Raw genomic sequence first — 23935 nt, 5'->3', positions numbered from 1 at the left:
CTCAAGAGCCGCGGATTTCCTTGAATTTTCTAGTTTGTTCGACGAGCGCGATTTCGGTCGGCAGACGTTCCATTGAGGAAGCACCGTAAAAGCCGTGACAGTTGCGCGTGTTTTTCAGAACGAACTCGGCATCGTCGGGCATCGCGACCGGCCCGCCATGCACCAACACAATGGCGTCCGGGTTAACAGCAAGGGCCGCTTCCGACCATTCATCAACGATGGCCGGGCAGTCGGCGAGTTTCAGCGATGTCTCGGCGCCGATGCTGCCGCCTGTCGTCAGGCCAAGATGGCAGACAATGATGTCGGCCCCGGCTTTCGCCATCGCCGTGGCGTCGGCTGGCGAAAAGACATACGGCGTCGTCAGCATGTCCTTGTCGTGGGCCATCGCGATCATGTCGACTTCGAGCTGATAGGACATGCCGGTCTCTTCCAGATTTGCCCTGAAGTTTCCATCGATCAGACCGACCGTTGGAAAGTTCTGGACACCTGAAAACCCAGCTGCTTTCACCTCTTCCAGGAACCTGTCCATAAGCCTGAAGGGATCAGATGCGCAGACACCTGCCAGAACCGGCGTCTTGCGAACAACAGGCAACACTTCACCGGCCATATCCATCACGACCGAGTTGGCGTCGCCATACGGCATGAGGCCGGCAAGACTGCCGCGTCCGGCCATCCTGTATCGCCCTGAATTGTAAATGACGATCAGGTCAATTCCCCCGGCTTCCTCTCCCTTCGCGGACAGACCCGTACCGGCGCCGCCGCCAATGATCGGCTCGCCCCGGGCGATCATGTCGCGGTACCTGGCAACAAGTTCCCTGCGATCAAACATGCTCAATCTCCTGCTGCTCGGCTGCGCCGACCTGAATGAAATCCCCGGAACGTCGAGACGATCAGGTCAGCGAATTCAGGGTCGTTGATATTGTGTGGCACCCTGATCAGCCTGCGCTCGCTTGTCCGGCGCACGGTGTCTTCAAGGGATCTGAAAAGCGCTTCGTCGGCGGCCGGATCATGGAAAGCCATTCCCGGGGCATCGAGAAGTGACACGCCGCCTTCCGGCAGAAAGAAGCGGACGGGTGCGGTCATTTCATTGAGACGCTGGCCGATCCAGCGTCCCATTTCGACGTTTTCCTCGACAGTGGTCCGCATCAGCGTGATCTGCGGATTGTGCTCGTAGAACGTCCGCCCGCGATATTTCTCCGGCACGGTGTCTGGCGCATTGAAATTGACCATGTCGAGCGCTCCGCAGGCGCCGATGTAAGGTACACCGGCACGGATAGAAGCTCCGAAGCGGTCCTCGTTGGCGGCGAACACACCACCGGCGATCATGTCGCAGACTTCGGTCGTCGTGAGGTCGATCACAGCGGTCAGCATGCCGCTGTCCATGAGTTTTTCCATCGACCGGCCGCCCACGCCGGTGGCATGAAAGACCAGACAATCAAAATCGTCCTCGAGTGCCGCCGTAACCGTTTGTACGCATGGTGTCGTGACCCCGAACATCGTGAGCCCGACTGCGGGCTTCGCATCCAGGATCGGTTTGCGCTTCGAACGCGCCTTCACTGCTCCGGCAAGCGCACCCGCACCGTTTCCAAGCACTTCCCGGGTTATGGAATTGAGGCCCTGAACATCGGCCACCGAATGCAGCATCATGATGTCCGAGGGGCCAACATACTGTTCGACATTGCCACTCGCGACCGTCGAGATCATGATTTTCGGCACACCGACGGGCAACATCCTCATGGCCGGTGTAACCAGGGCCGTCCCACCGGATCCTCCGGCGGAAATAATCCCGGCAACGTCTGTCTGCACCTTCATCCATCGCTCAAATGCCAGAGTCATGGCCGCGACGGCGGTGCCACGATCACCGGTAAAGACGCCGCTCGCTCCACGCGGATGAAATGCTGCAATGGCGTGAGGCGGAACTTCGGCACCGGAGGGTTTGCCGCTCGTCGATAGATCGATCAGCTGCACCGTCAGGTTTTCCGCTTTCAGGATGTCACGCATATAGCGAAGTTCAGCACCCTTCGTATCTAGCGTTCCAGCGACATAGACCTTTGCCCCCGCTCTGGAACGCTGAGCGGACAAAGGCATCACATTCGCGGACAGCGCATCAGATGCCGTGCTCGTACGAGCAGAACTTTCAAGCACCCTGACCGGAACCGGTTTTGACCAGCGTGTCGGGACCTTCGGGTTGGACAGATAGATCCGACGCACGGATGAGGGCCTGGCAAGGTCCGTTTCAGCTTCCTGGGTTCTTGAGGGCGCCGGCGTCTCGTCATGAGCATGACGTCCGACACCGAGAAGCGCCTGCTGGAGATCCCTGTCAGCAGCAAGTTGTGTCGACGGCATGATCCGGTTGATCTTGCCGTTGACCATGATCGCCACCTGATCAGCGACCGCGCAGGCAACACCGATGTTCTGCTCGATCACGAGCACATCAATGTCGCCTTCCTGCCCGAGACGCACCAGCATTTCGGCCACCTGATTGACGATGACCGGCGCCAGTCCTTCGGTAGGCTCATCCATGACGAGAAGTCTGGGATTGAGAAGAAGCGCACGACCGATCGCCAGCATCTGCTGTTCACCACCGGAGAGCTGTGCCCCTCCGTTCGATCGGCGCTCAGCCAGTCTGGGAAAGACCGAATAGACACGTTCAGGCGTCCAGTCACCTCCGCGGCGTGCCACCAGTTTGAGGTGCTCATCAACGGTCAGGGATTGCCACAAACGGCGGCCTTGCGGAACATAGCCGACGCCGAGCCGGGCGATTTCTGCCGGTCCAAGGCCCGCAAGACTGCGGCCGGACAAGCTGATTGTGCCGGACGCAACCGGCACGAGGCCCATAATGGCCTTGCAGGTGGTCGTCTTGCCCATGCCATTTCGTCCAACAACGGACAAAACCCCATGGTCCAGCGTCAGGTCGACACCCTGAAGCGCGTGCGAATGACCGTAATAGACATTCAGGTCCCTGATTTCGAGCGCAGGTGCGGTGCGATCAACCATGCCCAAGCCCCTCTTCGCCACCAAGGTAAAGCGCCTGGACCTCTTCATCGTCTTCAATTTCGGCAGGTTTGCCTTCCTTGAAGATCCGGCCGTTGTGCATCATCGTTACGGATTCAGCGACCCTCAGGGCAACATCCATATCGTGTTCGATGATGATGAAACCCATGTGGCTCGGCAGGCCGGTGAGAATGTCAATCAGTTCGCGGCGCTCGGTCGGGGACAGGCCGGCTGCAGGTTCGTCGAACAGAATGAAACGCGGAGCCCCGGACAGTGCCATGGCAATCTCGAGCTGGCGTTGCTGCCCATAAGAAAGGTCCTCGACCTTCGTTTCACGCACATCGTCCAGATGCACCACCTGGACAAGGCTTTCAGCACTCGCCATCAACGCATCATCGCGTCCAGGTCGAATGAAAGAAAACCGGCCGCGCGAAACGCCACAACAAGCCAGATAGACATTGTCGAGGACACTCAATCCTGCGAACAGCAACGAGATCTGATAGGTCCTGCGCAATCCGCGCCTGATACGCTCCTGGGCAGGAAAGGCGGCAACTTCCTCGCCAAAAAACCGGATCGATCCGGTCGTCGGTGCAAAGTCACCGGTTATGCAGTTGAAAAGTGTCGTTTTGCCTGCGCCATTGGACCCGAGAACGGCACGCCGCTCTCCCGGTTTGACGATCATGTCGATGTCGGCAAGCGCGACCAGCGCGCCGAACATCTTGCTGACTTGGCGAAGCTCGAGCGCGTTGGCCGTGCCCGTGGCACTCAGGCGGTCTGAAACTGATGATGTCGCGCGGTCAAGCAGTGTCAAAGCGGACCCTCCCCGCGATCGAGGAGCGGGTCGCGTTTGCGGAACTCCTGCCAGCGATCCCAGAGACCGAGCAGTCCATCAGGCGAGAAGAAGACGATCGCCAGAAAACCCAGGCCAATCAGCAACTGGAATCGCTCTCCACTCAACCCGACGGAAAGCAGGACGTCGATGGCAAAGGTCTTCAACAAAACATATATGAAGGCGCCGATGAACGGACCGGCCGGGCGTCTCATGCCACCAATGACCGCAATCACAAGAATGTCGATCGCTGGCCCGATCCCGGCCGTGCCCGGTGAAATCTGTGCGGATTGCCATGTCAGCAAAATGCCACCAGTGCCCGCGATGAGTGCGGCGAATGCGTAGGCAGCAATTCTGTGCGCATTGACGCTGTATCCCAGCGCAGCCATGCGGCGGGGGTTATCCCTGACACCTTGCAGTGCGAGCCCGAATGGTGCCCGCGATACATAGAGCACTGAAAAATAGGCGACTGCCGCCCAAAACAGAGTGAGGTAATAAAAAGGCTTGCTTTGCCGCCAGTCGACCCCGAATAGCTCTGGTGGAAGCACACCGTTAAATCCGGAAAATCCGTTGAATATGATATAGTTCTGGCGGGTGAAGTAGAAGAATGCCGCTGCAACGGCAAGCGTGATCATGATTGTGTAGATGCCTTCGGTCCGCACGGCGAGGGACCCGACAATCGTACCGAAGAGCATCGCCACAATCAGCGCAAGCGGAATTGCGATATACCATGGCCAGCCCATGCTGATGTCGGTGATCGCACTGTCACCGAATATTGCGACCATGTATCCGGCCAGGCCTGCAATCGACATCTGAACAAGGCTTACCATGCCGCCATAGCCGCCAAGGAACATCAGGCTGAGCGAAATCATGCCGAGAATGAACGTCCAGCCAAACACCTGATAGAGTGCAAAATCACTTGCGAATGCGGGCATTATCAACAGGGCAATGCCAACCACCCAATAGCTCGCAGGTATGCGTTCGAACCAGACCTTGCGCTGGCCGCTATTTGTTCGTGGGAGCGTATTGGATTCCGTTATCGCCATGGGTCAGGATCTCCCCATGAGGCCCTGGGGCCGGAACGCAAGAACGAGCACCATGATCAGGAAGGTCAGAACGACCGCATAAGTCGGGAAATAGACCGATCCGAACTGTTCGGCGAGACCGATCAGCAGCGCTCCCAACGCGGCTCCCGTGATCGACCCCATGCCACCGACGATCACAACGACAAGCGATGCCAGCAGAAACCTTATGTCTTCGCCAGGCGCCACGGACTGGAAAGTCCCTCCCACGACACCTGCGATACCCGCGAGGCCTGCCCCGAATGCGAACACTCCGACAAAGACGAGCTGGATGCGGGCGCCTGTTGCCGACAACATGTCCCTGTCATCGACCCCTGCCCGGATCATCATGCCAATCTGGGTGCGGTTCAAGATCAGCCACATGGCTATTCCTATGACCACCGAGGCGAGGAAAATAACGACCCGAACAACCGGATACTTCAGGTAGATGAGGTCACCCGACGATCGCTTCACGCCGGTCACCAGGAGTGTTTCCATCGGGCCGCTCAACCAGCTGGGCGGCGTGATGTTGTAGAAGTCTCCGCCGAAGCCCCAAAGCATCAAGTCCGCCATCACGATGGAGATTCCGATTGTTACAAGCGTTTGCCTGAGGTCCTGCCCCTCCATCCGGCGGAAGATGAATATCTGCATCAGGATGCCGACAGCAGCTACGAGGACAAACGCAACGGGAAAGGCAAGGAGCCAATAACCCGTTGACGAGGCAACGAAATAGCCGATGTACCCACCAAGCAGGTAAAGGGAGCCGTGCGCAAGATTGACATTGCGCATGAGACCGAAGATGAGCGTAAAGCCACTGGCGACAAGAAAGTAGAGGCCACCGAGCGTGATACCGTTGAACAGGGCGTTGAGAAACACTTTCTTGCGGCCGATCACATCGACCAGACCTTTCGGCCAGATTGCGAAAATCGACCAGATCAGCGCGGCAGCTACCAGCAGAATGACGATCGACCAGCCAGGATGTCGGGACGCAAAGTTCCTCATGTGCGGTCCTCGCAGATCCGACCATCCCCGGTGTTGTCTTCAAATTGCCGCATAGCGCGACATCCTCCCAAAGCGCTGTTGACGACAAAGTCTTTCGCTCTCGGGAAAAGGCTACGGCTTAAGTTCGGAAATCGGCGTACCCGATAGTCTTCTCGGATGGCCCATCATCGGCATTATTGAATGCAGACGCGACCTGGTAAGCGGGCGCTACTCGACGTGGGCGACACGGCGGTAGTCGCTTGGCGGAATTCCAACGTTGGAAGAGAAGAAGCGTGTAAAGCTTGCCTGTGACGAAAACCCCAAATCGTAGCTGATTTCCGTGACCGATTTGTCGGTCGTCATCAGGTCCGAAATCGCCTGTTCGGCGCGCAGCGTATTCAAGTAGAGATTGGGAGTTATGCCCATCTGCTTCTTGAAAAGCTTGAAAAAATGGGGCCGAGACAGCCCGACTTCACGGGCCAGCCATTCCACCTCGACTTCTTCGGTGTAATTCTCCTGCATCAGGCGCAAAGACCGACGCACACGATAATCGGTAAAGCGGCGCTTGCTGTCTTCCAGCACCGAATTGCGGTCCGCATTGCGCCAGGATTGTTCGAAGCACTGCATTGTTGTGCGATAGAGATACCCGTCGAAAAGGTGATCATTGCCGCCGTCCAGAAGCAGCGAGGTCAAGCGTTTGACCCAATTCATGACGTCGGGTGTCATCGCGATGTGCGAGCTGCCGAAATTCAGGGCAAATTCCGCAGATTGGCTGTTTTCAAGAAACCAGATCGGTTTGATATAGAGCACGAGGCACAGACATGCCTCCGCATTGGCTTCAGTTTTCGGATGAAAGCTGTGCTGTTCCCACGGGCTGACGGCCACACCGGTATTCTGGTCGGCAGGCACCCACTTGTCGGATACGCTGACCCTGGCTTCCGCACCGCTCAGATAGAAGATCAAATGACCTTCCCGATGCGCGTGTGTCACGATCGGTTTGTCCAGCCTATAAAGAGCCGCGCGTCCGAATTCACCGTGGTGGACGGATATCGCTTCGCTCATCACCATTCCTCCCGATGATTTGCGCGTTTATCGATGTAAACGTTTTCTTTTAAGTATCCTCTGTAAAAATCGATATTGGCAAGACAGTATGGCTCACAAAGAGACTTAGAGTTACGGAAAAAGACTTTTGAAAATGCTGCAATGCAGCGATCAGGGCCGAATATAACTTGTTTTTACTGTGCTGAAAAACTCGGCTGCGTAGCGCCCCTGTTCCCGGGGACCATAGCTTGATGCCTTTCGGCCACCAAAGGGTACATGATAGTCCACCCCGGCCGTTGGCAGGTTCACCATGACCATGCCTGCACGGGATTCCCTGCGAAAATGTGCGGCGTGCTTGAGACTTGTTGTCATGATGCCCGAGCAAAGTCCGAAGTCGGTATCGTTTGACGTTGCCAGAGCCTCTTCATAGTCGCGAACACGAATGACCGATGCAACAGGTCCGAAGACTTCCTCGCGATTGATGCGCATGTTGTTGTCGGTGTCGGTGAACAGGGCGGGCTGCAGGAAATAGCCATGGTTGCGACCCTTGACGATGTCGCCACCGCAACGCAGGTTTCCACCCTGTGCACGCGCAATCTCAATATAATCGATATCCGTTGCCAGTTGTGACGCACTGGCGACCGGACCTATGTCTGTTGCGGGATCCAATGCATCGCCAACCGTCAACGCCCTGCATTTTTCAGTCAGTTTCTCAATGAACCTGCCGTAGATCCCCTCGGTTACAATCAGGCGTGACGACGCTGTACATCTTTGGCCCGTGGAACAAAACGCTCCGTCAACCGCACAGTCGACCGCAAGATCCAGGTCCGCGTCGTCGAGCACGACAAGCGGGTTCTTGCCGCCCATTTCGAGCTGCAGCTTGCGCATGTGCTTGATGCTGGCCTGAGCAACAAGGGACCCGACCGCCTGTGAACCGGTGAAAGTAACGGCCTCAACGTCTCTTGCTGAAAGCATCGTATTCCCGACAACCGAGCCCTTGCCGGTGACCAGATTGAAGACCCCCTTCGGAATACCGGTTCCGTGAAGAATTTCCGCAAGGACCCAGGCGCATCCCGGCACGAGTTCGGCGGGCTTGAAAACGACCGTATTGCCGTAACAAAGAGCAGGTGCAATCTTCCAGCTCGGTATTGCCAGCGGGAAGTTCCAGGGCGTGACGATCCCGACGACACCGAGCGGTTCACGCGTAACTTCCACGCTTACGTCTGGGCGGACTGAGGGGATGAGATCTCCAGCAGGGCGAAGGCACTCTCCTGCAAAGAACCTGAAAATGTTGGCCGCGCGCTCGGTTTCCTGAAGTCCTTCACGAAGCGTTTTTCCCTCCTCGCGGGACAGAAGCGACGCTATTTCGGATTTGCGCAAGGTCAGTTCGTCTGCCACCTTGTTCAGGATTTCGAACCTGAATTGCGGTGTGCTTGCCGCCCAGGCCGGGAAAGACAGTCTTGCAGCTTCTATTGCGGCCTGCGTTTCCGCTCTGCCGGCATGGGCATAAAGACCGATGACCTCGTCAGTGTTGGAAGGATTTCGGTTTTCCTCGGCATGTGAAGTCGTGATCCACGCGCCATCGATCAAAAGTGGCTTCATCAATTCACCCGGGATTCGCGCGAGAGAGCCGATTTCATGATCGCAAACAGGCTCGGGCTGCTCAAGGCTCTCGGGCTTTGAACCGCGGCAAGATCAGATGCAGCGAGATCGGCGGCGATCCGGATCTCTTCCTCGTCTATGCCCATCTCGGCGAGGCTTTCAGGAAGCGGCAAGGTATAAAGAAAATCAGCCACGCTGCGGGCGGGCGTTCTGTTCTCTCCGGATTTGAGAACCTGATTCAGCGTTGTGTATTTGTCCCGGGCGGCATCGGCATTGAATTGCAGGATCGCCGGCAGAAGCAATCTGCTGAGAGCGCCGGGATCAAGCCGCCTGCCGGCGACTGTTTCAAGTGCGCAGCCTATCGCGTGAATCGCGCCAAGACCTTTTTGCAAGGCCAATGCACCGTTCAAACTGGCAGCCATAAGCTCCCGCCGGCCCTGTACAGTGTCTTCGGTGAGCACCTTGTGCAAGTTGCCGATGACGCGTCCGAGCCCATCCAGTGCTATCCCGTCTGCCGGTGGATTGAACCCCGGCGAGAGATAGGCCTCAATACACCGGCCCATGGCATCCGCCCCGGCACTGGCACTTTCAATCCGGCCCGCGCCGAGTGTCAGCGTCGGATCACAGATTGTCACCGTCGGCACCAGTTTCTTGCACATGAGCCGGGTGCGCTCGCCACTCGTCAGAATGACAGGCGCATGGGCACTCACGGCTGCTCCAAAACCCTGAATGCTCGGGATCGCATAAAGATCGGGCAAGGTCGTCCCTATGCGTCTCGATCCGCCACTGGCATAGGAAAAGGTTTCCAGGGGTTCGGAATGGGCAATCGTGATTCTTGAAATCTTGGCAAGGTCGATCGCCGTGTTTCGCCCGAAGGCGATAAGAAGGTCCCGATCTGAACGCCGAAACGCGGTCGCAATGTCCTTGGCGGCGGTTTCGTTCGGGATGTCGGGGATATCGCTGAAAATCTCGACGGACGTTCGTACGGGCAATCCAGCCAGCAATCGCTCAAAAAGTTCACTGTTCAGATGATGATCATCGGTGATGATCAGGGGACGTTTCTTGCGATTGACTTCGATCTCGGACCAAAGCGCTTCTTCCAAAACGCCGTCGGCGAAATGAACTCGCGTGACGTATGTGATGAGCGTCATGGCCTGATCTCGAGAAAACACGGTAATCGAGCGTGAAAACATGTCGGCACCGGGCAGAGTGCTCTGCCCGGTGCAGTGGCCATCAGTAAGAGGTCTTACACTCAGGCACATCGCGGCTTGGGAGGCCGATCTTTGCAAAAACATCGGGATCAATGCCGAGTGTCTGCGGTACATTGTCCTTGATCTTCACCAGCTTGGTCACAAGCGAACCGTCGTCCAGTTCGACAACTTCTGAAACGAAGTTGGCACCAATTGCCTGACGGTTGCCATCGAGAGTGATCTTGCCATTCGGAGCATCCAGCTCAAGATTGCTCAGGCAAGCACGGAAACCCGCATGTCCGTCGGAAAGATCACCGCCAACTTCATCAAGGCAGGTCATTGCAGCGGTCGTGGCGTTGTAATAACCGGTTGCCAGAAGTGACGGGCTCGGGAAGCGTTGATCGGGCGGGAATGCATCCTGGTAGGCTTTTACATATGCCTGCCAGCCTTCGTCGTCCCAGGTGTCAGCCTGTGGTCCGGAAGACGGTGTTCCAATCAGAGCCTTTTTCGCGTCGCCTTTGGAGTTCAAGACGGTGCCATCAACCATAATGGATCCGCCAATCAGGTTGGCATCGCCACCTGCCTGCTGATACTGGTTCAGGAAGTTGACGGCATCACCGCCACCGAGGCCAAGATAGATCGCGTCAACATCATCCGGAAGTGAAGCGATGATCGAGCCGAAGTCCTTTGTTCCGAGCGGAACCCAGAACCGGTCGGTGATTTCACCACCCGCCTGGCAATATTCCAGCGCAAATCCGAAGACCTGCGTATAGATGAAGGAATAATCCTCGCCGATGGTGGCAACGGATTTCCAACCCTTGTCATTGAAGACGTAATCGCCAAGTCCAGCGGACCATTGGGCACCATCCGTGTTGAACCTGAAGAAGTTATCGGACGGCGTCACATAGGTTGTTTCCTGCGCACCGGAAATGCCATTCAGGAATGTGACCTGGGGCTGGGTCTTGGAATAATCGCGGATCGCGATACCTTCAGAGCCCGAGAGCGGACCGATGACGATGTCCACCTTGTCCTGTTCAACCAGTTTACGCGCGCCGCGCACGGCGCTGTCCGGCGAGGCATCGGTAGACTGAATGATCAGCTCGAGGTCACGGCCACCGGCTTTTTCACCCTTGACGGCCAGCGCGGTCCTTAGCCCGCGGACACCATCTTCACCCAAAACCGTATATGTTCCCTCCAACGTGGCCAGAACACCGACTTTCAGTGGGTCAGCCGCATATGCGGCACCTGTCGATAGAAATGCAGCCGCTGATACTGCGGCCAGGAGTTGCTTCTTCATCCGTTCCTCCCAACGAATTCCAGCCGCTTCTGGACGCAGGCGGAGCAAAACATTTTGCAGTTTTGTTCGCTTTCTTTGCGTCTACGGCAACACCGTCAGCATGCGCCAAGGTGGAATTCGGACCTATCTCGGAGAGTGCGTGTCATATAACGCTCAGTCTGTTTTTGCGGTCCATATCAGCCGGAAGAGGTTCAACTGTCGCACTTGTCGCAGGTTTCGGGATCTCCCGCTGCCGTTTTTCTGGCGGCATTTCGCATGCGATCACACCGTCCATTCACCGGGTGTCGATCGAAACGTCCTGGAGCGCAGAGACAGTCAGGCTGCCTCCATGTGCAGAAACGGGTCGCGGTGCCTGTCAGTTTTGTTCATTTCTGACAGTTGCAACGGCGGTAGCCGCGCCCATCTCGATGAACCTTGCGTCAGAGCTGACCGTGACCATGTTCATGCCGCGCTCCCGCGCTTTCCTTGCATAGGGGGCAGTACCGCAATGGAGGCAACATACCAGCCCTGCCGTGGCGGCCGTTTGACGGATATGCTCAATCAGGTCGACCAGTTCAGGTTCCTGCCGGTCGAAACCGGGACCAAACCCGAATGCGGAGCCAAGATCAGACGGGCCGATATAGACCCCCGTCAGACCAGGCACTTTCAGAATATCTTCCAGGGACTCCACGGCGGATTTCGTCTCGATCATCGCCAGGGTGACGATCTCCCGGTTGGCGCGCTCGGCATAGTCTGATCCCCAGGCCAGTCGCGCACGGATGGGACCGAAGCTCCTGCCGCCTTCGGGAGGATACCTGCACGCGGACACAAACCTTTCCGCGTCAGCAACGGTTTCGATCATCGGTGCAATGATGCCAAGCGCTCCCGCGTCAAGAGCTCTCATGATGGCCGCCTCATCCACCCAGGGCACTCGGACCAATGCGGCGGCTCCGGATTTTTCAATAACGGGAAGAAGCGCCAGCAGATCGGCGTAGTCCGCTGTGCCATGCTGCATGTCGACCGTCAGGGCATCCCAGCCGGCGACCGCCATGGCCTCCGCGCCAATGACGGACGGCACGGCCAGCCAGCCATTGATGGCCGAGCGGCCCTCGTTCCAGCACCGCAGAAGAGGATTTGAGAATTTGGACATCGGTCTGGTCACCTTGCTACCGGGGAGCTTCGGGTTTCGTCTCTCATCAGTGCCTTGCGCTGACCTTCGCGGGTCACACCCGAGTGGTCACTCTCTTCCAATCGGGCTGACGCATTAACAATCCGAGTTTAACGGCACTGATCATGCCGGCTGCTTCAAATCAGTTTTCAAAGCCTGACATGCTGGTCCAAACGCCCGGCAGGTGTTTCAGTTTGGCATGTGATTGACGTGCAAGAGACCTGAATAGCTGTTTCCAGAGGTATCCTGCGTCACGTAGTTGAAATGTGTCTGATCACGCACCGTCGCCCTGCCCTTTGCGATCTGCTGTCCATTCGAAAAAATCAGATAGTCGAATCCCCCGGCCTGGGTGTTCATTTGCGCCTGCATCATCATCATGCCGTTTTGAGACTGCGCGTAGAGGACCACTTGCCCGTTGTTGGAATTGCTTTCTGAAGCCGACATTTGCCACACCAGGCCGTTGTCGTCGGAAAAATAGAAAGACTGCTGTTGCTGGCCGCCGCCACCTTGCTGGCCACCGCCGCCTTGCTGGCCACCGCCGCCTTGCTGGCCACCGCCGCCTTGCTGACCGCCACCACCTTGCTGACCGCCACCGCCTTGCTGACCGCCGCCACCTTGCTGGCCACCGCCGCCTTGCTGACCACCGCCGCCTTGCTGACCACCGCCGCCTTGCTGGCCGCCACCGCCTTGCTGGCCGCCACCGCCTTGTTGACCACCGCCACCTTGTTGACCGCCGCCGCCTTGTTGACCGCCGCCGCCCTGTTGACCGCCGCCGCCTTGCTGGCCTCCGCCACCTTGCTGAAATCCACCGCCTGAAAACGCAAAGAACAGTCCAACCACCACGACGCCGATGACCGCGTAGAGCTGTGGTGGCTTCATGAGTTTCGAGAAGAAATCGTCGCCGCTTTTTGCTGTGGGCGGAGCATCCGGACGCGATCCTGTATTGGCGGTCTGTGCCTGCTGATCAGCGGGTGCGGTCGCGGCTTCGGAGATACCCAGCCAATCGTCATCTGACGCTCCCGCGGGGCTGGGTGGAACCTCAGGCATCGGGGGAACCGTGTCCGAGCCCGACGCGGTATTCTTGCTGATAGTGCGAACCTGGGAAGACGGCAGTTCAGACATTTCCATGCTGAAGGCGATCGCCATGACCGCGCTGCGCGCGATGTCACTGCGCACACCGCGGCTTTGTTCCAGACGTTCAGACATGCGGGTAATCACGATGGAGCGATCCTGCGGATCGGCGCGCATCAATTCAGCCGGTATCCCGTCATCAATGGCTGAAATAACGATATTGATCTCGTTGATCTTGTCGAACAAATGGTCAGCCAGAAGCCCCTTCAAGCGCTTTGTATTGCTGAAGGTGTCTTCGCCATATCGCCGTTGAGCTTCCTTGAGGAGCGAGGCTACGTCATCATATTGGTTGTCAGCCATGTCACCTGAAACCTTGGTTGGGTTACCATACAATTTCACTGTCATCTGCAAGCAGACGGTTTGTATCCTGTGCAAGGCCCTCAACACTTGAGGGTGCGTTCGTTGGCGAGGACGTCGCCTTGACAGGTGCTGTTGTTGCCCACTTGATATGTTTCACAAGGTCGGGCGCACTTCTTGCGCACAGGGGAGCAATGCCTGTCTTTTCGGTGTCGACGAAGGTTCGAAGCGCGTCTTCATCGGCCGAGTCGCCAATCGCAATGGCGATCCGCATCGCGCATTTTGCGGCCTCGTGTTGCATGAAACTTGCAAAGGAAGCGTCGAAATCGTCGGTCGCGTACCCATCCGTGACAAGCAGAACGATCGGGGGAAGCTGGCGGCCGGAAAACTTGCCGCTGTTGAAAAAATCAACGGTCATGTCAAGCGCCTGCCCCATCGCCGTCTCCCCGCCTGCGGCAAGGTCCACCCACTGCAGGTCATCGATTGGCGTCGGCGTATCGATGTGCCACTCGGCCCCGGTTGAGAATTTGAGCGCGCTCAGCCTGACATCGATTTCGGGGTTTTCTTCCGCAGCCGCCCGCAACTCCGAAAGCGCGGAGCGGATTGCGTAGTTGAGCGAGGCAATTTTTTCACCCGCCATTGATCCCGAGCAATCGAGCAGCAGAACAAGCTGCAACTGCCGCCGGCTCACGACGGCGGTGGGCATTGTGGGCATCGGAGGTGTGCCGGAGTCCGTCATTGGGCAGGTTCCTCCACACTCGCAACCAGATCAGGACCGAATTCGATCGTGACCCCCTTGGCAAGACGCACATTCCGGCCGGGCTCCAGCTCGGTGTGTTTGCCATCACGCAGCGTTGCCTTCCAATGACGGGTCCCCGTGTTTTTCAATCCGATAACGTCGGCGCGGGTCGGGTGAACACTGACTGTCGCCGCCAGCCCCTCCGTGCCCATTGCTGCCAGGGGACTGAAATCGACATCCTGTCCCGCAACGACCGGCAGCCTTGTATTGCCGACCACCAGGAAGACCCCTTCGCCGGGTGCCTTACGCGGCTGAACCGGGGTTTCTCCTACCGGGCTATGTGCACGCCCGGGCGGCGCCGCAGCGGGCTGTGCAGGAGACGGGCGATCACCCGGCTGCACGACGATCGAACCATAGTCTTCACGAGTCGTGCCAAATCGTGACTCGATCTGTCGAGCTTTCAACAGACAGGAAACGTAAAGAACGGCCGTTGCGGCAACGGAAAGCGGCGCCAGCAGGGCCATATGGCTCTGACTGTTCCAAGCGGCATGAAGGGCCGAGACGACAATCCAGGCGTAGACCACGAATTTCCAGCTGCCCGGACGGATTACCCAGAGACCGATGAAATATCCGGTAATTCCGGCCCATCCCATGTGGCCAACCATTCCGGAAATCGTGCGGGGGAGCAAAAGCATGAGCCCGCTCAGCAATGTTTCCGCGGTTGCCTGCTTGGCAAATTGCTGCGGAAAATACTGAAAGCCGGTCTCGACAAATATGAACATTGCGCCGCCGACAGTGCCCATCAACAGCCCGTCCAGCGGCCCTCTTATGACAAGTATCTCGAAGAGCTTCGGGTTTGAATTTCTAATTTGGGTGTAGTTCACCGCCAAGATCGCACCGACAATAACCGTCGTAACCTTCATCAGTTCTTCCATCAGCCCGGCGGCAAAGAACATATAGACAAAGTGCAGCGCGAAGGACGGGTTCCCCATCCAGTTGGGGTCAAGAAACCCTCTGAAAACAATGAAATATGGCTGGCCCAGCGGTGTCGTCAGACAAGCATAGACGAATGCCGCGGGGATGAGGAAATGCCAGACCGGCCGGTCTGTACGTGAATAGAGGTAAATCGTTATCAGTATCGACAGGATGATCCAGCCAATCAGGATCAGGCCGAAGAACATGAATTCGTTTATCGTCGGCGATTTCAAAAATGAGGAAAAGGACGAATACATCAAAACGATGATGATACCGGTTCCGCCAATGACCCAAAGCAACGGGCTTTTCAGAAGATTTATCTTCTTTGACCGAAATGGCACCAGTTCGCTGACCGTCGGTTCCTTGTAGTCACGGGGCGTAGGCGATTGTTTTGGTGGTTCCGAATTACTCATCGCATGGTTCCATTCGGCTTCAGTTTAACGGCCAGGATCATACTGGCATCATCGCCTGACCCGTTGGCTGCAAGGTTCTCCAGCCATTGCGGGAGAGCGGACATTGTTTGGGAAAACACCTCGGCGCCCGAACGGCAGCGTTCTCGGTACTGCGCAGCGACGTCATGAAATGCATCTTCAGAAACAAGGCTTTTCGATACGCCATCGCTGCCGGCAAGAATGAAATCCGGCAACTCGTCGTCCCAGTCCCGGTGCGCGACCCAGCCATGCAGGTGGTTCTCGGCATTGGGCAGACAAAGCGAATAGGTCTGTTCACCCCACAAGCCGGTGTCAGGAGCGATAGGGCGTTCGATCCGTCCATCCGGGAACCCCAGCAATATATCACCGTCCCCGAGTTGCATCAGGCAAACCTGCCGATCGTCGGCCATGAGACCAAGCATCGTTGCGCCATAGGGCGAATAGTGCTCCGCAACGCCTTGCTCGTAGGGATCCTGCGCCACATCGTCATCGACGCGTTTTCGCCAGCTTTCAACGACCGTTTGCGCAAGACTGTCTATGTCAATGTCCTCCGAGGATTCCGCGGTCCATTGCAGCAGTTCGATAGCGGACTCAACTGCAATTCTCGACCCCCGGTCAGAGCGAAAATGCGGAGAAGCTCCGTGCCCGTCCGACAAAGCGCCAAAAATTACCGGTGTCGGCTTGTCGCAACTCGGGCGCACCGCCGCAGCATCCTGGTTCGGCAGGCCTCGTCGTATATGCGCAGGGCCAATGACCGAACTTGCGCCAATCATCCAGCCTTCAGTCACATCGCGCCTCGTTGCCGCTGCCGGCTTTCAAACTCGAAATCGCATCGGGAGCAACAACGGTCGCCTGGTTGGCTCCTGCCTCGATCCTGAGCCCGTCAGCCAGGAGCACGGTTTTTCCGGGCGACACCATGGTTTCCTGCCCGCCCGGTGGACGCACGCGCCATGGCTCCTGGGTCGTGTTCTTAAGTCCGAATACGCCCGGTTTCTGCGGATGTTCCACAACAATGGCCATGCTTTCCCAGCGAGGGGCGTTTGCGTGGCCAAAGTCTGCCAGGGTAACCACTGCTCCCTCGCCCAATGCGATGTACTTGGTGCCGATGAGCAGCATCGGAGGAGGTGCCAGCGCAGTGCTGCAATAAACACACTCCCCGGCCGAGCGGCCTTGCACGTGATCGTAAATGTGCTCGTAGCGACAGTCCGAACAGGCGAAGGTTGCACGCTGAAAGCCGTCCATCGTCTTCAGCCATTCCTTTTCAATGACGCGTTTGTTCGGATTATTCAGACCAATGCCGAAAGCACGCAGAAACAGGCTGCGCAATTTCTCCGGCAGTGACCGCCAGCGGCACACGAGCATGTCATGCATCGGAGAAACCGGCCCGTTTGAAGTGTCGTTTTCGTCGAACAGGAATAGCGGTGCCGTGCCGTACAGCTCATGTTCAAGCTGCTCGGTCAGCAGATTGGCCTCGGCTTCCTTTTTTCCGTCAAGCGGATGCCAGCCGATGAGAATGTAGAAGAAAAGCACGGCCATGGAATAAAGGTCCGTACGCCCGTTCGGTGTCGTCTCCCGCCTTACAATTTCCGGTGCCATGAATTTGCGGGTGCCGTAGACGCTTGCCTCGCTGCCGTCGACATTGACATTGTCATTGTCGCAAATCAGCACCCGGCCGGATGTCGGGTGAACAAAGAAATTGCCAAAATTTATGTCCTGATAGCAAAACCCCTTTGCATGCAGGCTCAGGAAGCTGTCTGCGATCTGCTGACACACGAACAGTCGTTTTTCCAGGCTCAGTTCGATGCGGTTGGGAGGCGGAGCGAGAAGCTCCCGGATTGATCTGAACTCGTCCGGACGCAACCCCATGACATAGCCGAAACTGTCGGTTCGCGCAGGATGCTCTACCAGTTCCAGTGGCCAAAGGAACCGGTCATCGGGTGCACCGCGTGCAATTGCCCGGCGCAATCGTTCCATCAAGGTTCCGTCGATCTCGACATAATACGGATGATACCACTTGAGCGCATAGGTACCGCCGCCAAACTCGGATTTGTAAACGGACCCCTGCCCTCCTTCCCCCAGAAGATCACCCACGACACCGGTTCGCAGCTTGTTATGGGAATAAAATCGATCTCCTGCGGCCAATTCGCGACCGGAATTTTCAGCTTCCATTATCAGCCGTCTGTTGCTCAAACCAACCAAGAGAAATAGTTGAAAATACTTGCTATTTCAGGTCGGTCAAAAATAAAAACTATATATCGGTCGTCGTCACGACCCTCCGTTTTGGACAGCCGCAAGAACGATTTTCAAACCAAACTCCAGTGAATTAAACAGCAAACTGGTATGTATTTGCAAAGGAAAAATTAACCAATCCCGCGACGTCAACCTCCGTGGTCAAACCATTCGACAGGTCGGAACAATTGACGATGCACACACTAACGGTCCTGATTTGCCGTCAAGGGTTTCCGGGTACTTGCCGAAACACTTGCATTACGAATGCAACTCGCAGTGCAAAACCAGAAACCGCCTCACTCGTGAACGCTTTGCTTGTGGTTCCACACAATAGTCAGCCAATCGTGGATGCGTGGTTAGGGAGATCGGACTTGGCAGCCACCCGGGAACCGGCCTTTGGGAAGCCAGACATGCAGTCGGGCGTGCTGTAAAAGCGCGATCGAATCTCCGCCGAATTCATCCGGAGCAGTCCGACCGGCTGTCAGAGTTGCTTTCTTCGTTCACCTGTCTTCAAACCACGGTCGCAACGACAGCGAGGCAGTCTCCAGACTTGATCAAACCCGGGAAATGCCGAGCCATCAGGATGCCGGAGCGTTTGGCGCGGTATTCGACCGGTGCAACACCCGTTTTGCCGGTTGCCCATACCCTTGCGACAACATCTCCTTTGGAGACTTTCTCACCCAGGTCGATCACCGGTTCGATCATGCCTTCGCTTTCGCTGAAGACAAAACAGTCTCCGTCGGGCATATCGAGCGAAACCGTCGGCTCAAGCGTAATGTCACCAGCCATGATGCCCGCATGCCTCAGGACATTGCGTACGCCTTTCCTGGCGATCGCAATCGAACGAGCCGTCGCGGTTCCTCCACCACCGAGTTCCGTCGTGACGAACACTTTTCCCTGCTGCTCAACGGCCGTGTCATACATGCCGACATTGTCTATTTCGAGCATGATTGCCGTGTAGGGAGCGTTGAAGGCGCGGACGGCGGCGACACAGGCATCCTGCTGGTTCTGGTCATCCAGCACATGCGCGGATGCAAACGGCACGAAGTCCAGCGTCTTTCCACCGGAATGGAAATCAAGAACGATATCCGCAATCGGGATCAGCACAGTGTCAAAGTAATGCGCGATCTTCTCGGTGACCGTTCCGTCGGGTCGCCCCGGAAAGGACCTGTTCATGTTCCCCTTGTCGATCGGAGATGTCCGCGATCCGGCGCAAAAGGCCGGGTAGTTGAACGCGGGTACGATAATGACGCGTCCACTGATTTCACCGGGTGAGAGCGTCAGGGCAAGATCTTGAAGCGCGACCGGCCCCTCATACTCATCGCCGTGGTTGCCACCTGTCAGCAAGGCCGTCGGCCCCTCGCCGTTTTGAATAACGGCAATCGGGATCATGACCGATCCCCAGGCAGAATCGTCACGGCTGTAAGGCAAACGCAAAAACCCGTGATGGACACCATCCTCGTCAAACGGGATGGTCGGTGTGATCGGATTGGCAGACATCGTCAGGCCTTCACAAAAAGCTTGCGGGGAACATTGGAAAGGCACTCCGGCGCGCCGTCACGGATGACAATGCTTTCGGTGATCTCGAAACCCCAGTCATCCATCCACAGACCGGTCATGAAGTGGAATGTCATGTTTTCCCGCAAGACAGTGCGGTCGCCGCTCCGCAGCGACATGGTGCGCTCGCCCCAGTCGGGTGGATAGGAGATACCGATCGGATAGCCCGTGCGGTTGTCCTTGGTGATGCCGTACTTCTTCAGAACGGCAAAAAACGCGTGTGCGATGTCTTCGCAAAGATTGCCGGCCCTGGCGGCCTCAAGCCCGGCTTCCATGCCTTCAAGCACGGCTTTTTCCGCATCAAGAAAGGTCTGTGTCGGCTTGCCGAGAAACAACGTCCTGGAAAGCGGACACTGATAGCGGTGATAGGCTCCGGCGACCTCGAAAAACGTGCCTTCACCGGATTTCATCGGCTTGTCGTCCCAGGTGAGATGCGGAGCTGCCGCATCACTTCCCGACGGCAGAAGCGGAACGATTGCCGGATAGTCGCCGCCGGCCTCGAGACCGGCATCATAGCGCAGGCCCGCATCATAAATGTCGGCGACGAGATCGCATTTGCGAAGGCCGGGCTCTGCCTTTTCCAAAATGCGCGCATGGATCTTTTCGACCAGTTTTCCGGCCGTACGCATATATGTGAGTTCCTGTTCGGATTTCACTGCCCGTTGCCAGTTCACCAGCGCCGTCACATCCCGAAAGTTTGCATCGGCCAGGTGTTTTTGCAGCGACGCATAGGATGCTGCTGTGAACCAGTAATTGTCCATTTCAACGCCGATGTTCGACGATGCCCAGCCCCGCTCCTCAATCCGCGCGGCCAGATAATCCATCGGATGACGCTCGGTCGACTGAACGTAGTGGTCCGGATAACCGATGACATTGTCCGGGTGCATGAAGCAGGTCCTGAAGGCTCCTTGCGCGTCCTGCCCGCGGCCGAACCAGACGGGATCTCCGTCGAGGCCCAGCAGTACTGCCTGGTGGACGTAAAACGACCAGCCGTCATAGCCCGTCAACCAGGCCATGTTGGAGGGGTCGGAAACGATGATGACATCGACGCCGGCCTGCTGCATGGCCGTTCGCGTCCGGTCTATCCGGTCCTGGTATTCTTGCCTTGTGAAATGAAGGGACGGCTCGATCATGTAACTCTTCCAATGAGGGTCAGGTATCAAAATGTGTTCCGGCGCCGGCAGTCTCGGCCTGCTGACGCGCAAACGTCGCAATCGCCGTGTCCTGGACGCCGGTTCCGGTCAGATCGCAAATCGTAAGATCCTCGGGCCGTTTTCGGCCGACAGCCTTGCCTGCAACGATGTCACCGAGTTCATCGAACCTGGTGTCACCCAAAACAAACCCGGTTGAAATCGCATGATGGAGCTCGCCAAGGAGTTCGGTCTGCGATTGCCGGTCGGGAACATATAGATCTGCAAGATCAAGACAGGCGGGTTCAAGCTCGTTCTTGTGGTGCTGGTCTGATCCCATGGCCGTCACGTGCTGCCCCGCACGCAGCCAACGCGCCTTGATCAACGGTTCTGCACTCGGTGTTGTCGTAACGATAACGTCAGCCTCCGCAACGGCTTCCTCCAGCCTGGCTGTCGGATTAGCTTCAATTCCAAGGAGCTGTGCCATTTCCCTCGCGGTCGCCTCGGCTTTTGCAATGTCTCGCGCCCAATAGGAAACTCTTTCTATCGGTCGGACAAGGCACAATGCCTGCAGCTGCAGCTTCGCTTGCATCCCGGCCCCCAGAATGCAGGCCGTTCTGGCATTATCCGGTGCAAGATGTTTTGCCGCGACCGCTCCGGCTGCAGCGGTTCTGATATCCGTCAGATAGCCATTGTCCAGGAGCAGAGCCTCGACCATGCCGGTGCGCGCGGAAAAGAGGATCATCAAACCCGATGTGCTGGGAAGGCCGAATTTCGGGTTGTCGAAAAAACCGGGAGACATCTTGATGGCAAAACTTTCGACGCCCGGCACATAAGCGGTCTTGACGTCAACTTCACCGTTATAGTCCGGTATCGCCATGGACAGGATCGGTGGCATGACGACACCGCCCTGAGCCAGTGATGCAAAGGCGCGTTCCACACAGTCAACGGCAGCAAGATCGAGATGGATGATCTTGCGGAGCTCTGCTTCCGTGAGCAATTTGATAGCGGGCAATTCAGGTCTCCCCTTCACCGGCAACATCGACATCCTCACCGGAAATGATGCGCTGATGCATGTTCATGTCGATATTGCATCCGGACAACAATGCCACCGAAGGACCTGCAAGCTTCGCCTTGTCGGCGACAAGGGCAGCCAGGCAAACAGCTCCCGAACCTTCAACAACCTGCCGCTCCTGCCAGTAGGCGTGACGTATGCCGGCCGCAATTTCCGCTTCGTTCAAAAGAACGATATTGTCGACAAGGTCCCGCACAACATTGAACGTATACCGGTTCTCCAGGCCGATGCCACCGCCGAGAGAATCCGCCAGTGTCGGCAATTCGGGAACCTGAACCGGATGGCCGGCAGCCTGAGAGGCGGCCATTGCGGCCCCGCGTTCCATGGAAACACCGATGATCTTCACATCCGGTTTTCGCGCCTTGACCGCTTCGGCGACACCGGAAATGAGCCCGCCACCGGAAAGCGGCACGAGAACAGTCTCCACGTCCGGAACGTCCTCCAGAAGTTCAAGACCCAATGTTCCCTGACCGGCAATGATATCCTTGTGGTCAAATGGTGGAAGAAGGGTCATTCCCTCTTCATCAACCAGTCTGTCGACCTCAACCTGGGCCTCGTCCTGTGAAGACCCGACAATTCGCACTTCGGCACCTTGTGCCCTGATGCCGTCGATCTTGTTTTGCGGCACGAGGCGGGACATGCAGATGATGCATTTGACGCCTGCCTGCCTTGCAGCATAGGCGAGCCCGCGTCCGTGATTGCCGGTTGAAACGCCAACGACGCCGTTTGCCTGCGCCGTTTCATCCAGCGCCAGCACGGCATTGGTAGCGCCGCGCAACTTGAAGCTTCCCGTTTTCTGCAATTGTTCAAGCTTCAGGTGAACCGGCACGCCGGCCCGCTCGCTCAGGCTCGAGGAATGAACCATCGGGGTGCGCAGGATCCTGTCCGCGATCCGTGTTCGTGCTTGTGTGAAGGTTTCCGGAGCAAACTGGAAAGAGTTGGGGTTCATGCGATGTCTCGGACCTTCTCACTTGCAAGATCAAACGAATAGAGTTTTCCGAATTCGGCAGGGCGATGATCGGAAAGACCGCCCAATCGGGTCAAGAGCCAACTGGCAGCCTGGTTTGACGTCACCACAGGTTTCCCGATGCGGTCCTCGATTTCTACGATGCTGTCAAGCGCGGGCAAGGCCGTACACGAAATGAACACGGCCTGGGCATCCTTCCGATCAGCGGCAACCGCCGCATTGATGATTGTCTGACGGCTGATACGGGCCATGTCACGATCGTCCTCGACACCAAGACAATCGAAATTGACAACATCCAGTCCCTCACTGGTGAAGAAATCCGCCATCGGCTGGCTCGTGGCAATCGTGTAAGGCGTCAGAACGGCAATTCGGCGGACGTCGAGTGCCTCGAAAGCTCTGATCGCCGCCGCTGTGGGTGTCACGACGGGAATTCCCGGCAGCTCTTTCTGGATTGAGCTGCGCACTTCATGATCGCCGATAACAACGGTGGCTGCCGTGCAGCTGTAACAAACCGCCTTCAGAGGCGAGACAGGTGCCAATAGTCCGGCTGCCTTGACAAGGCGAGGCGCCATCAGCTGCAGGTTGTCGGGTGTTGTCGGGTTTTCGAACGCGAGCCGGGACACATGAATCGCGACATCCCTGCCCTGCATCTGCCGATAAAGATCCCTTTCGCTGGTCAGGTCCGTCGCGAGTGCGACCAGACCGAACCTTGCCGTTTCCGGAATGTCGAAACGGACTTCCTCAGACGATATTGAAGGCACAACTCTTGCCATTTTGATTTCCTGTGAGGGTGCCGTTTGAAGCGGCGCCTGATTGAGACTTCTACACGACCAGAACCGGGCAATCCGCCAGGCTGGTGATCTTGTGCGACACGCTGCCGAGCAAAAATCCCTCGACATCGCCAAGACCACGACTGCCGACAACGATGACATCAACATCGTGTTCTTCGGCGAATTTCACGATTGTCCGGGCCGGCTGGCCGATTTTTACGAACGCGCGCACTGTTCCGGCCCCTGCCCGCCTCGCAAACTCCTTCGCCTGTTCCGCGATCTCCCTGGCATGGTCACGCATGGCCTCATCCGGTGGCGAGGGATCATCAGGGCGCACCATGGACATTGACGCTTCAAGCAGGGAGTGGTGCCTGTAGACCGTCAGGATCAGCAGATCCGCACCGCAGCAGGACTGAAGCCCGACTGCGACACCAAGAGCCTTTTGGGCACCCTGCGACCCATCGACCGCAACCAGGATGTTTTTGAACATGA

General features: G+C 57.2%; 21 protein-coding genes. All 21 read right to left on the bottom strand.

From position 1 onward, the window contains the following. Window position 1: 1 nt before the first annotated feature. On the bottom strand, window positions 2-829 hold the full coding sequence (locus tag ACO6TI_RS14180; RefSeq protein WP_196890812.1) for a phosphoenolpyruvate hydrolase family protein: 828 nt from the start codon (window positions 827-829) through the stop codon (window positions 2-4). Window positions 830-831: 2 nt separating this feature from the next. Beyond that, window positions 832-3003: an ABC transporter permease gene (locus ACO6TI_RS14175; RefSeq protein WP_422385141.1), complete on the bottom strand. Its 2172-nt coding sequence runs from the start codon at window positions 3001-3003 to the stop codon at window positions 832-834. Beyond that, complete coding sequence (locus tag ACO6TI_RS14170; RefSeq protein ID WP_104703348.1) at window positions 2990-3805, bottom strand: ABC transporter ATP-binding protein; 816 nt, start codon at window positions 3803-3805, stop codon at window positions 2990-2992. The genes ACO6TI_RS14175 and ACO6TI_RS14170 overlap by 14 nt, the downstream gene beginning before the upstream one ends. Next, window positions 3802-4869: a branched-chain amino acid ABC transporter permease gene (locus ACO6TI_RS14165; RefSeq protein ID WP_055111693.1), complete on the bottom strand. Its 1068-nt coding sequence runs from the start codon at window positions 4867-4869 to the stop codon at window positions 3802-3804. The genes ACO6TI_RS14170 and ACO6TI_RS14165 overlap by 4 nt, the downstream gene beginning before the upstream one ends. Before the next feature lie 3 nt (window positions 4870-4872). After that, on the bottom strand, window positions 4873-5886 hold the full coding sequence (locus ACO6TI_RS14160; RefSeq protein WP_055111691.1) for a branched-chain amino acid ABC transporter permease: 1014 nt from the start codon (window positions 5884-5886) through the stop codon (window positions 4873-4875). Between the two features lie 207 nt (window positions 5887-6093). Then, window positions 6094-6927, bottom strand: coding sequence for a helix-turn-helix transcriptional regulator (locus ACO6TI_RS14155; RefSeq protein ID WP_029064037.1), 834 nt, complete (start codon window positions 6925-6927; stop codon window positions 6094-6096). Window positions 6928-7077: 150 nt separating this feature from the next. After that, entirely contained in the window at window positions 7078-8508 is a 1431-nt protein-coding gene (locus tag ACO6TI_RS14150; protein ID WP_422385140.1) for an aldehyde dehydrogenase family protein, read from the bottom strand. Further along, complete coding sequence (locus ACO6TI_RS14145; protein ID WP_055111687.1) at window positions 8508-9659, bottom strand: iron-containing alcohol dehydrogenase; 1152 nt, start codon at window positions 9657-9659, stop codon at window positions 8508-8510. The genes ACO6TI_RS14150 and ACO6TI_RS14145 overlap by 1 nt, the downstream gene beginning before the upstream one ends. A gap of 82 nt (window positions 9660-9741) precedes the next feature. Next, window positions 9742-10995 carry an ABC transporter substrate-binding protein gene (locus tag ACO6TI_RS14140; RefSeq protein WP_055111685.1) on the bottom strand — a complete coding sequence of 418 codons (1254 nt, stop codon included), beginning with the start codon at window positions 10993-10995 and terminating at the stop codon, window positions 9742-9744. Between the two features lie 355 nt (window positions 10996-11350). Then, complete coding sequence (locus ACO6TI_RS14135; protein WP_196890817.1) at window positions 11351-12124, bottom strand: HpcH/HpaI aldolase family protein; 774 nt, start codon at window positions 12122-12124, stop codon at window positions 11351-11353. 207 nt (window positions 12125-12331) lie between these two features. Then, on the bottom strand, window positions 12332-13573 hold the full coding sequence (locus tag ACO6TI_RS14130) for a hypothetical protein (RefSeq protein ID WP_422385139.1): 1242 nt from the start codon (window positions 13571-13573) through the stop codon (window positions 12332-12334). 22 nt (window positions 13574-13595) lie between these two features. Continuing rightward, complete coding sequence (locus tag ACO6TI_RS14125; protein ID WP_055111679.1) at window positions 13596-14309, bottom strand: vWA domain-containing protein; 714 nt, start codon at window positions 14307-14309, stop codon at window positions 13596-13598. Beyond that, window positions 14306-15697, bottom strand: coding sequence for a PrsW family intramembrane metalloprotease (locus ACO6TI_RS14120; RefSeq protein WP_422385138.1), 1392 nt, complete (start codon window positions 15695-15697; stop codon window positions 14306-14308). Before ACO6TI_RS14120 ends, ACO6TI_RS14125 begins: the two co-directional genes overlap by 4 nt. Beyond that, window positions 15694-16503, bottom strand: coding sequence for a PP2C family serine/threonine-protein phosphatase (locus ACO6TI_RS14115; RefSeq protein ID WP_196877735.1), 810 nt, complete (start codon window positions 16501-16503; stop codon window positions 15694-15696). The genes ACO6TI_RS14120 and ACO6TI_RS14115 overlap by 4 nt, the downstream gene beginning before the upstream one ends. After that, entirely contained in the window at window positions 16496-17884 is a 1389-nt protein-coding gene (locus tag ACO6TI_RS14110; protein WP_055111673.1) for a serine/threonine protein kinase, read from the bottom strand. The genes ACO6TI_RS14115 and ACO6TI_RS14110 overlap by 8 nt, the downstream gene beginning before the upstream one ends. A 570-nt stretch (window positions 17885-18454) precedes the next feature. Continuing rightward, window positions 18455-19444, bottom strand: a complete 990-nt coding sequence (doeB, locus tag ACO6TI_RS14105) for a N(2)-acetyl-L-2,4-diaminobutanoate deacetylase DoeB (protein ID WP_422385137.1) — start codon at window positions 19442-19444, stop codon at window positions 18455-18457. A gap of 2 nt (window positions 19445-19446) precedes the next feature. Next, window positions 19447-20634 (bottom strand): ectoine hydrolase DoeA, encoded by a 1188-nt coding sequence (gene doeA, locus ACO6TI_RS14100; RefSeq protein ID WP_104703356.1) that lies wholly within the window; start codon window positions 20632-20634, stop codon window positions 19447-19449. 19 nt (window positions 20635-20653) lie between these two features. Beyond that, window positions 20654-21646, bottom strand: coding sequence for a cyclodeaminase (locus ACO6TI_RS14095; protein WP_422385136.1), 993 nt, complete (start codon window positions 21644-21646; stop codon window positions 20654-20656). 1 nt (window position 21647) lies between these two features. After that, window positions 21648-22655: a hydroxyectoine utilization dehydratase EutB gene (gene eutB, locus ACO6TI_RS14090; protein WP_422385135.1), complete on the bottom strand. Its 1008-nt coding sequence runs from the start codon at window positions 22653-22655 to the stop codon at window positions 21648-21650. Continuing rightward, entirely contained in the window at window positions 22652-23446 is a 795-nt protein-coding gene (locus tag ACO6TI_RS14085; protein ID WP_422385134.1) for an aspartate/glutamate racemase family protein, read from the bottom strand. The genes eutB and ACO6TI_RS14085 overlap by 4 nt, the downstream gene beginning before the upstream one ends. A gap of 49 nt (window positions 23447-23495) precedes the next feature. After that, window positions 23496-23933, bottom strand: coding sequence for a universal stress protein (locus tag ACO6TI_RS14080; RefSeq protein WP_104703521.1), 438 nt, complete (start codon window positions 23931-23933; stop codon window positions 23496-23498). Window positions 23934-23935 lie beyond the last annotated feature (2 nt).

This window comes from Roseibium album (assembly GCF_965233825.1).
Taxonomy (GTDB): domain Bacteria; phylum Pseudomonadota; class Alphaproteobacteria; order Rhizobiales; family Stappiaceae; genus Roseibium; species Roseibium album.
This window is presented reverse-complemented; position numbering and strand designations above follow the sequence as displayed.

Excerpts from the sequence above, each read along its gene's own strand:
- ACO6TI_RS14180 (WP_196890812.1), bottom strand. The coding sequence starts at position 829 with ATGTTTGATCGCAGGGAACTTGTTGCCAGGTACCGCGACATGATCGCC.
- ACO6TI_RS14165 (WP_055111693.1), bottom strand. The coding sequence starts at position 4,869 with ATGGCGATAACGGAATCCAATACGCTCCCACGAACAAATAGCGGCCAG.
- ACO6TI_RS14160 (WP_055111691.1), bottom strand. The coding sequence starts at position 5,886 with ATGAGGAACTTTGCGTCCCGACATCCTGGCTGGTCGATCGTCATTCTG.
- ACO6TI_RS14155 (WP_029064037.1), bottom strand. The coding sequence starts at position 6,927 with ATGAGCGAAGCGATATCCGTCCACCACGGTGAATTCGGACGCGCGGCT.
- ACO6TI_RS14150 (WP_422385140.1), bottom strand. The coding sequence starts at position 8,508 with ATGAAGCCACTTTTGATCGATGGCGCGTGGATCACGACTTCACATGCC.
- ACO6TI_RS14145 (WP_055111687.1), bottom strand. The coding sequence starts at position 9,659 with ATGACGCTCATCACATACGTCACGCGAGTTCATTTCGCCGACGGCGTT.
- ACO6TI_RS14140 (WP_055111685.1), bottom strand. The coding sequence starts at position 10,995 with ATGAAGAAGCAACTCCTGGCCGCAGTATCAGCGGCTGCATTTCTATCG.
- ACO6TI_RS14135 (WP_196890817.1), bottom strand. The coding sequence starts at position 12,124 with ATGTCCAAATTCTCAAATCCTCTTCTGCGGTGCTGGAACGAGGGCCGC.
- ACO6TI_RS14130 (WP_422385139.1), bottom strand. The coding sequence starts at position 13,573 with ATGGCTGACAACCAATATGATGACGTAGCCTCGCTCCTCAAGGAAGCT.
- ACO6TI_RS14125 (WP_055111679.1), bottom strand. The coding sequence starts at position 14,309 with ATGACGGACTCCGGCACACCTCCGATGCCCACAATGCCCACCGCCGTC.
- ACO6TI_RS14120 (WP_422385138.1), bottom strand. The coding sequence starts at position 15,697 with ATGAGTAATTCGGAACCACCAAAACAATCGCCTACGCCCCGTGACTAC.
- ACO6TI_RS14110 (WP_055111673.1), bottom strand. The coding sequence starts at position 17,884 with ATGGAAGCTGAAAATTCCGGTCGCGAATTGGCCGCAGGAGATCGATTT.
- doeB (WP_422385137.1), bottom strand. The coding sequence starts at position 19,444 with ATGTCTGCCAATCCGATCACACCGACCATCCCGTTTGACGAGGATGGT.
- doeA (WP_104703356.1), bottom strand. The coding sequence starts at position 20,634 with ATGATCGAGCCGTCCCTTCATTTCACAAGGCAAGAATACCAGGACCGG.
- eutB (WP_422385135.1), bottom strand. The coding sequence starts at position 22,655 with ATGAACCCCAACTCTTTCCAGTTTGCTCCGGAAACCTTCACACAAGCA.
- ACO6TI_RS14085 (WP_422385134.1), bottom strand. The coding sequence starts at position 23,446 with ATGGCAAGAGTTGTGCCTTCAATATCGTCTGAGGAAGTCCGTTTCGAC.
- ACO6TI_RS14080 (WP_104703521.1), bottom strand. The coding sequence starts at position 23,933 with ATGTTCAAAAACATCCTGGTTGCGGTCGATGGGTCGCAGGGTGCCCAA.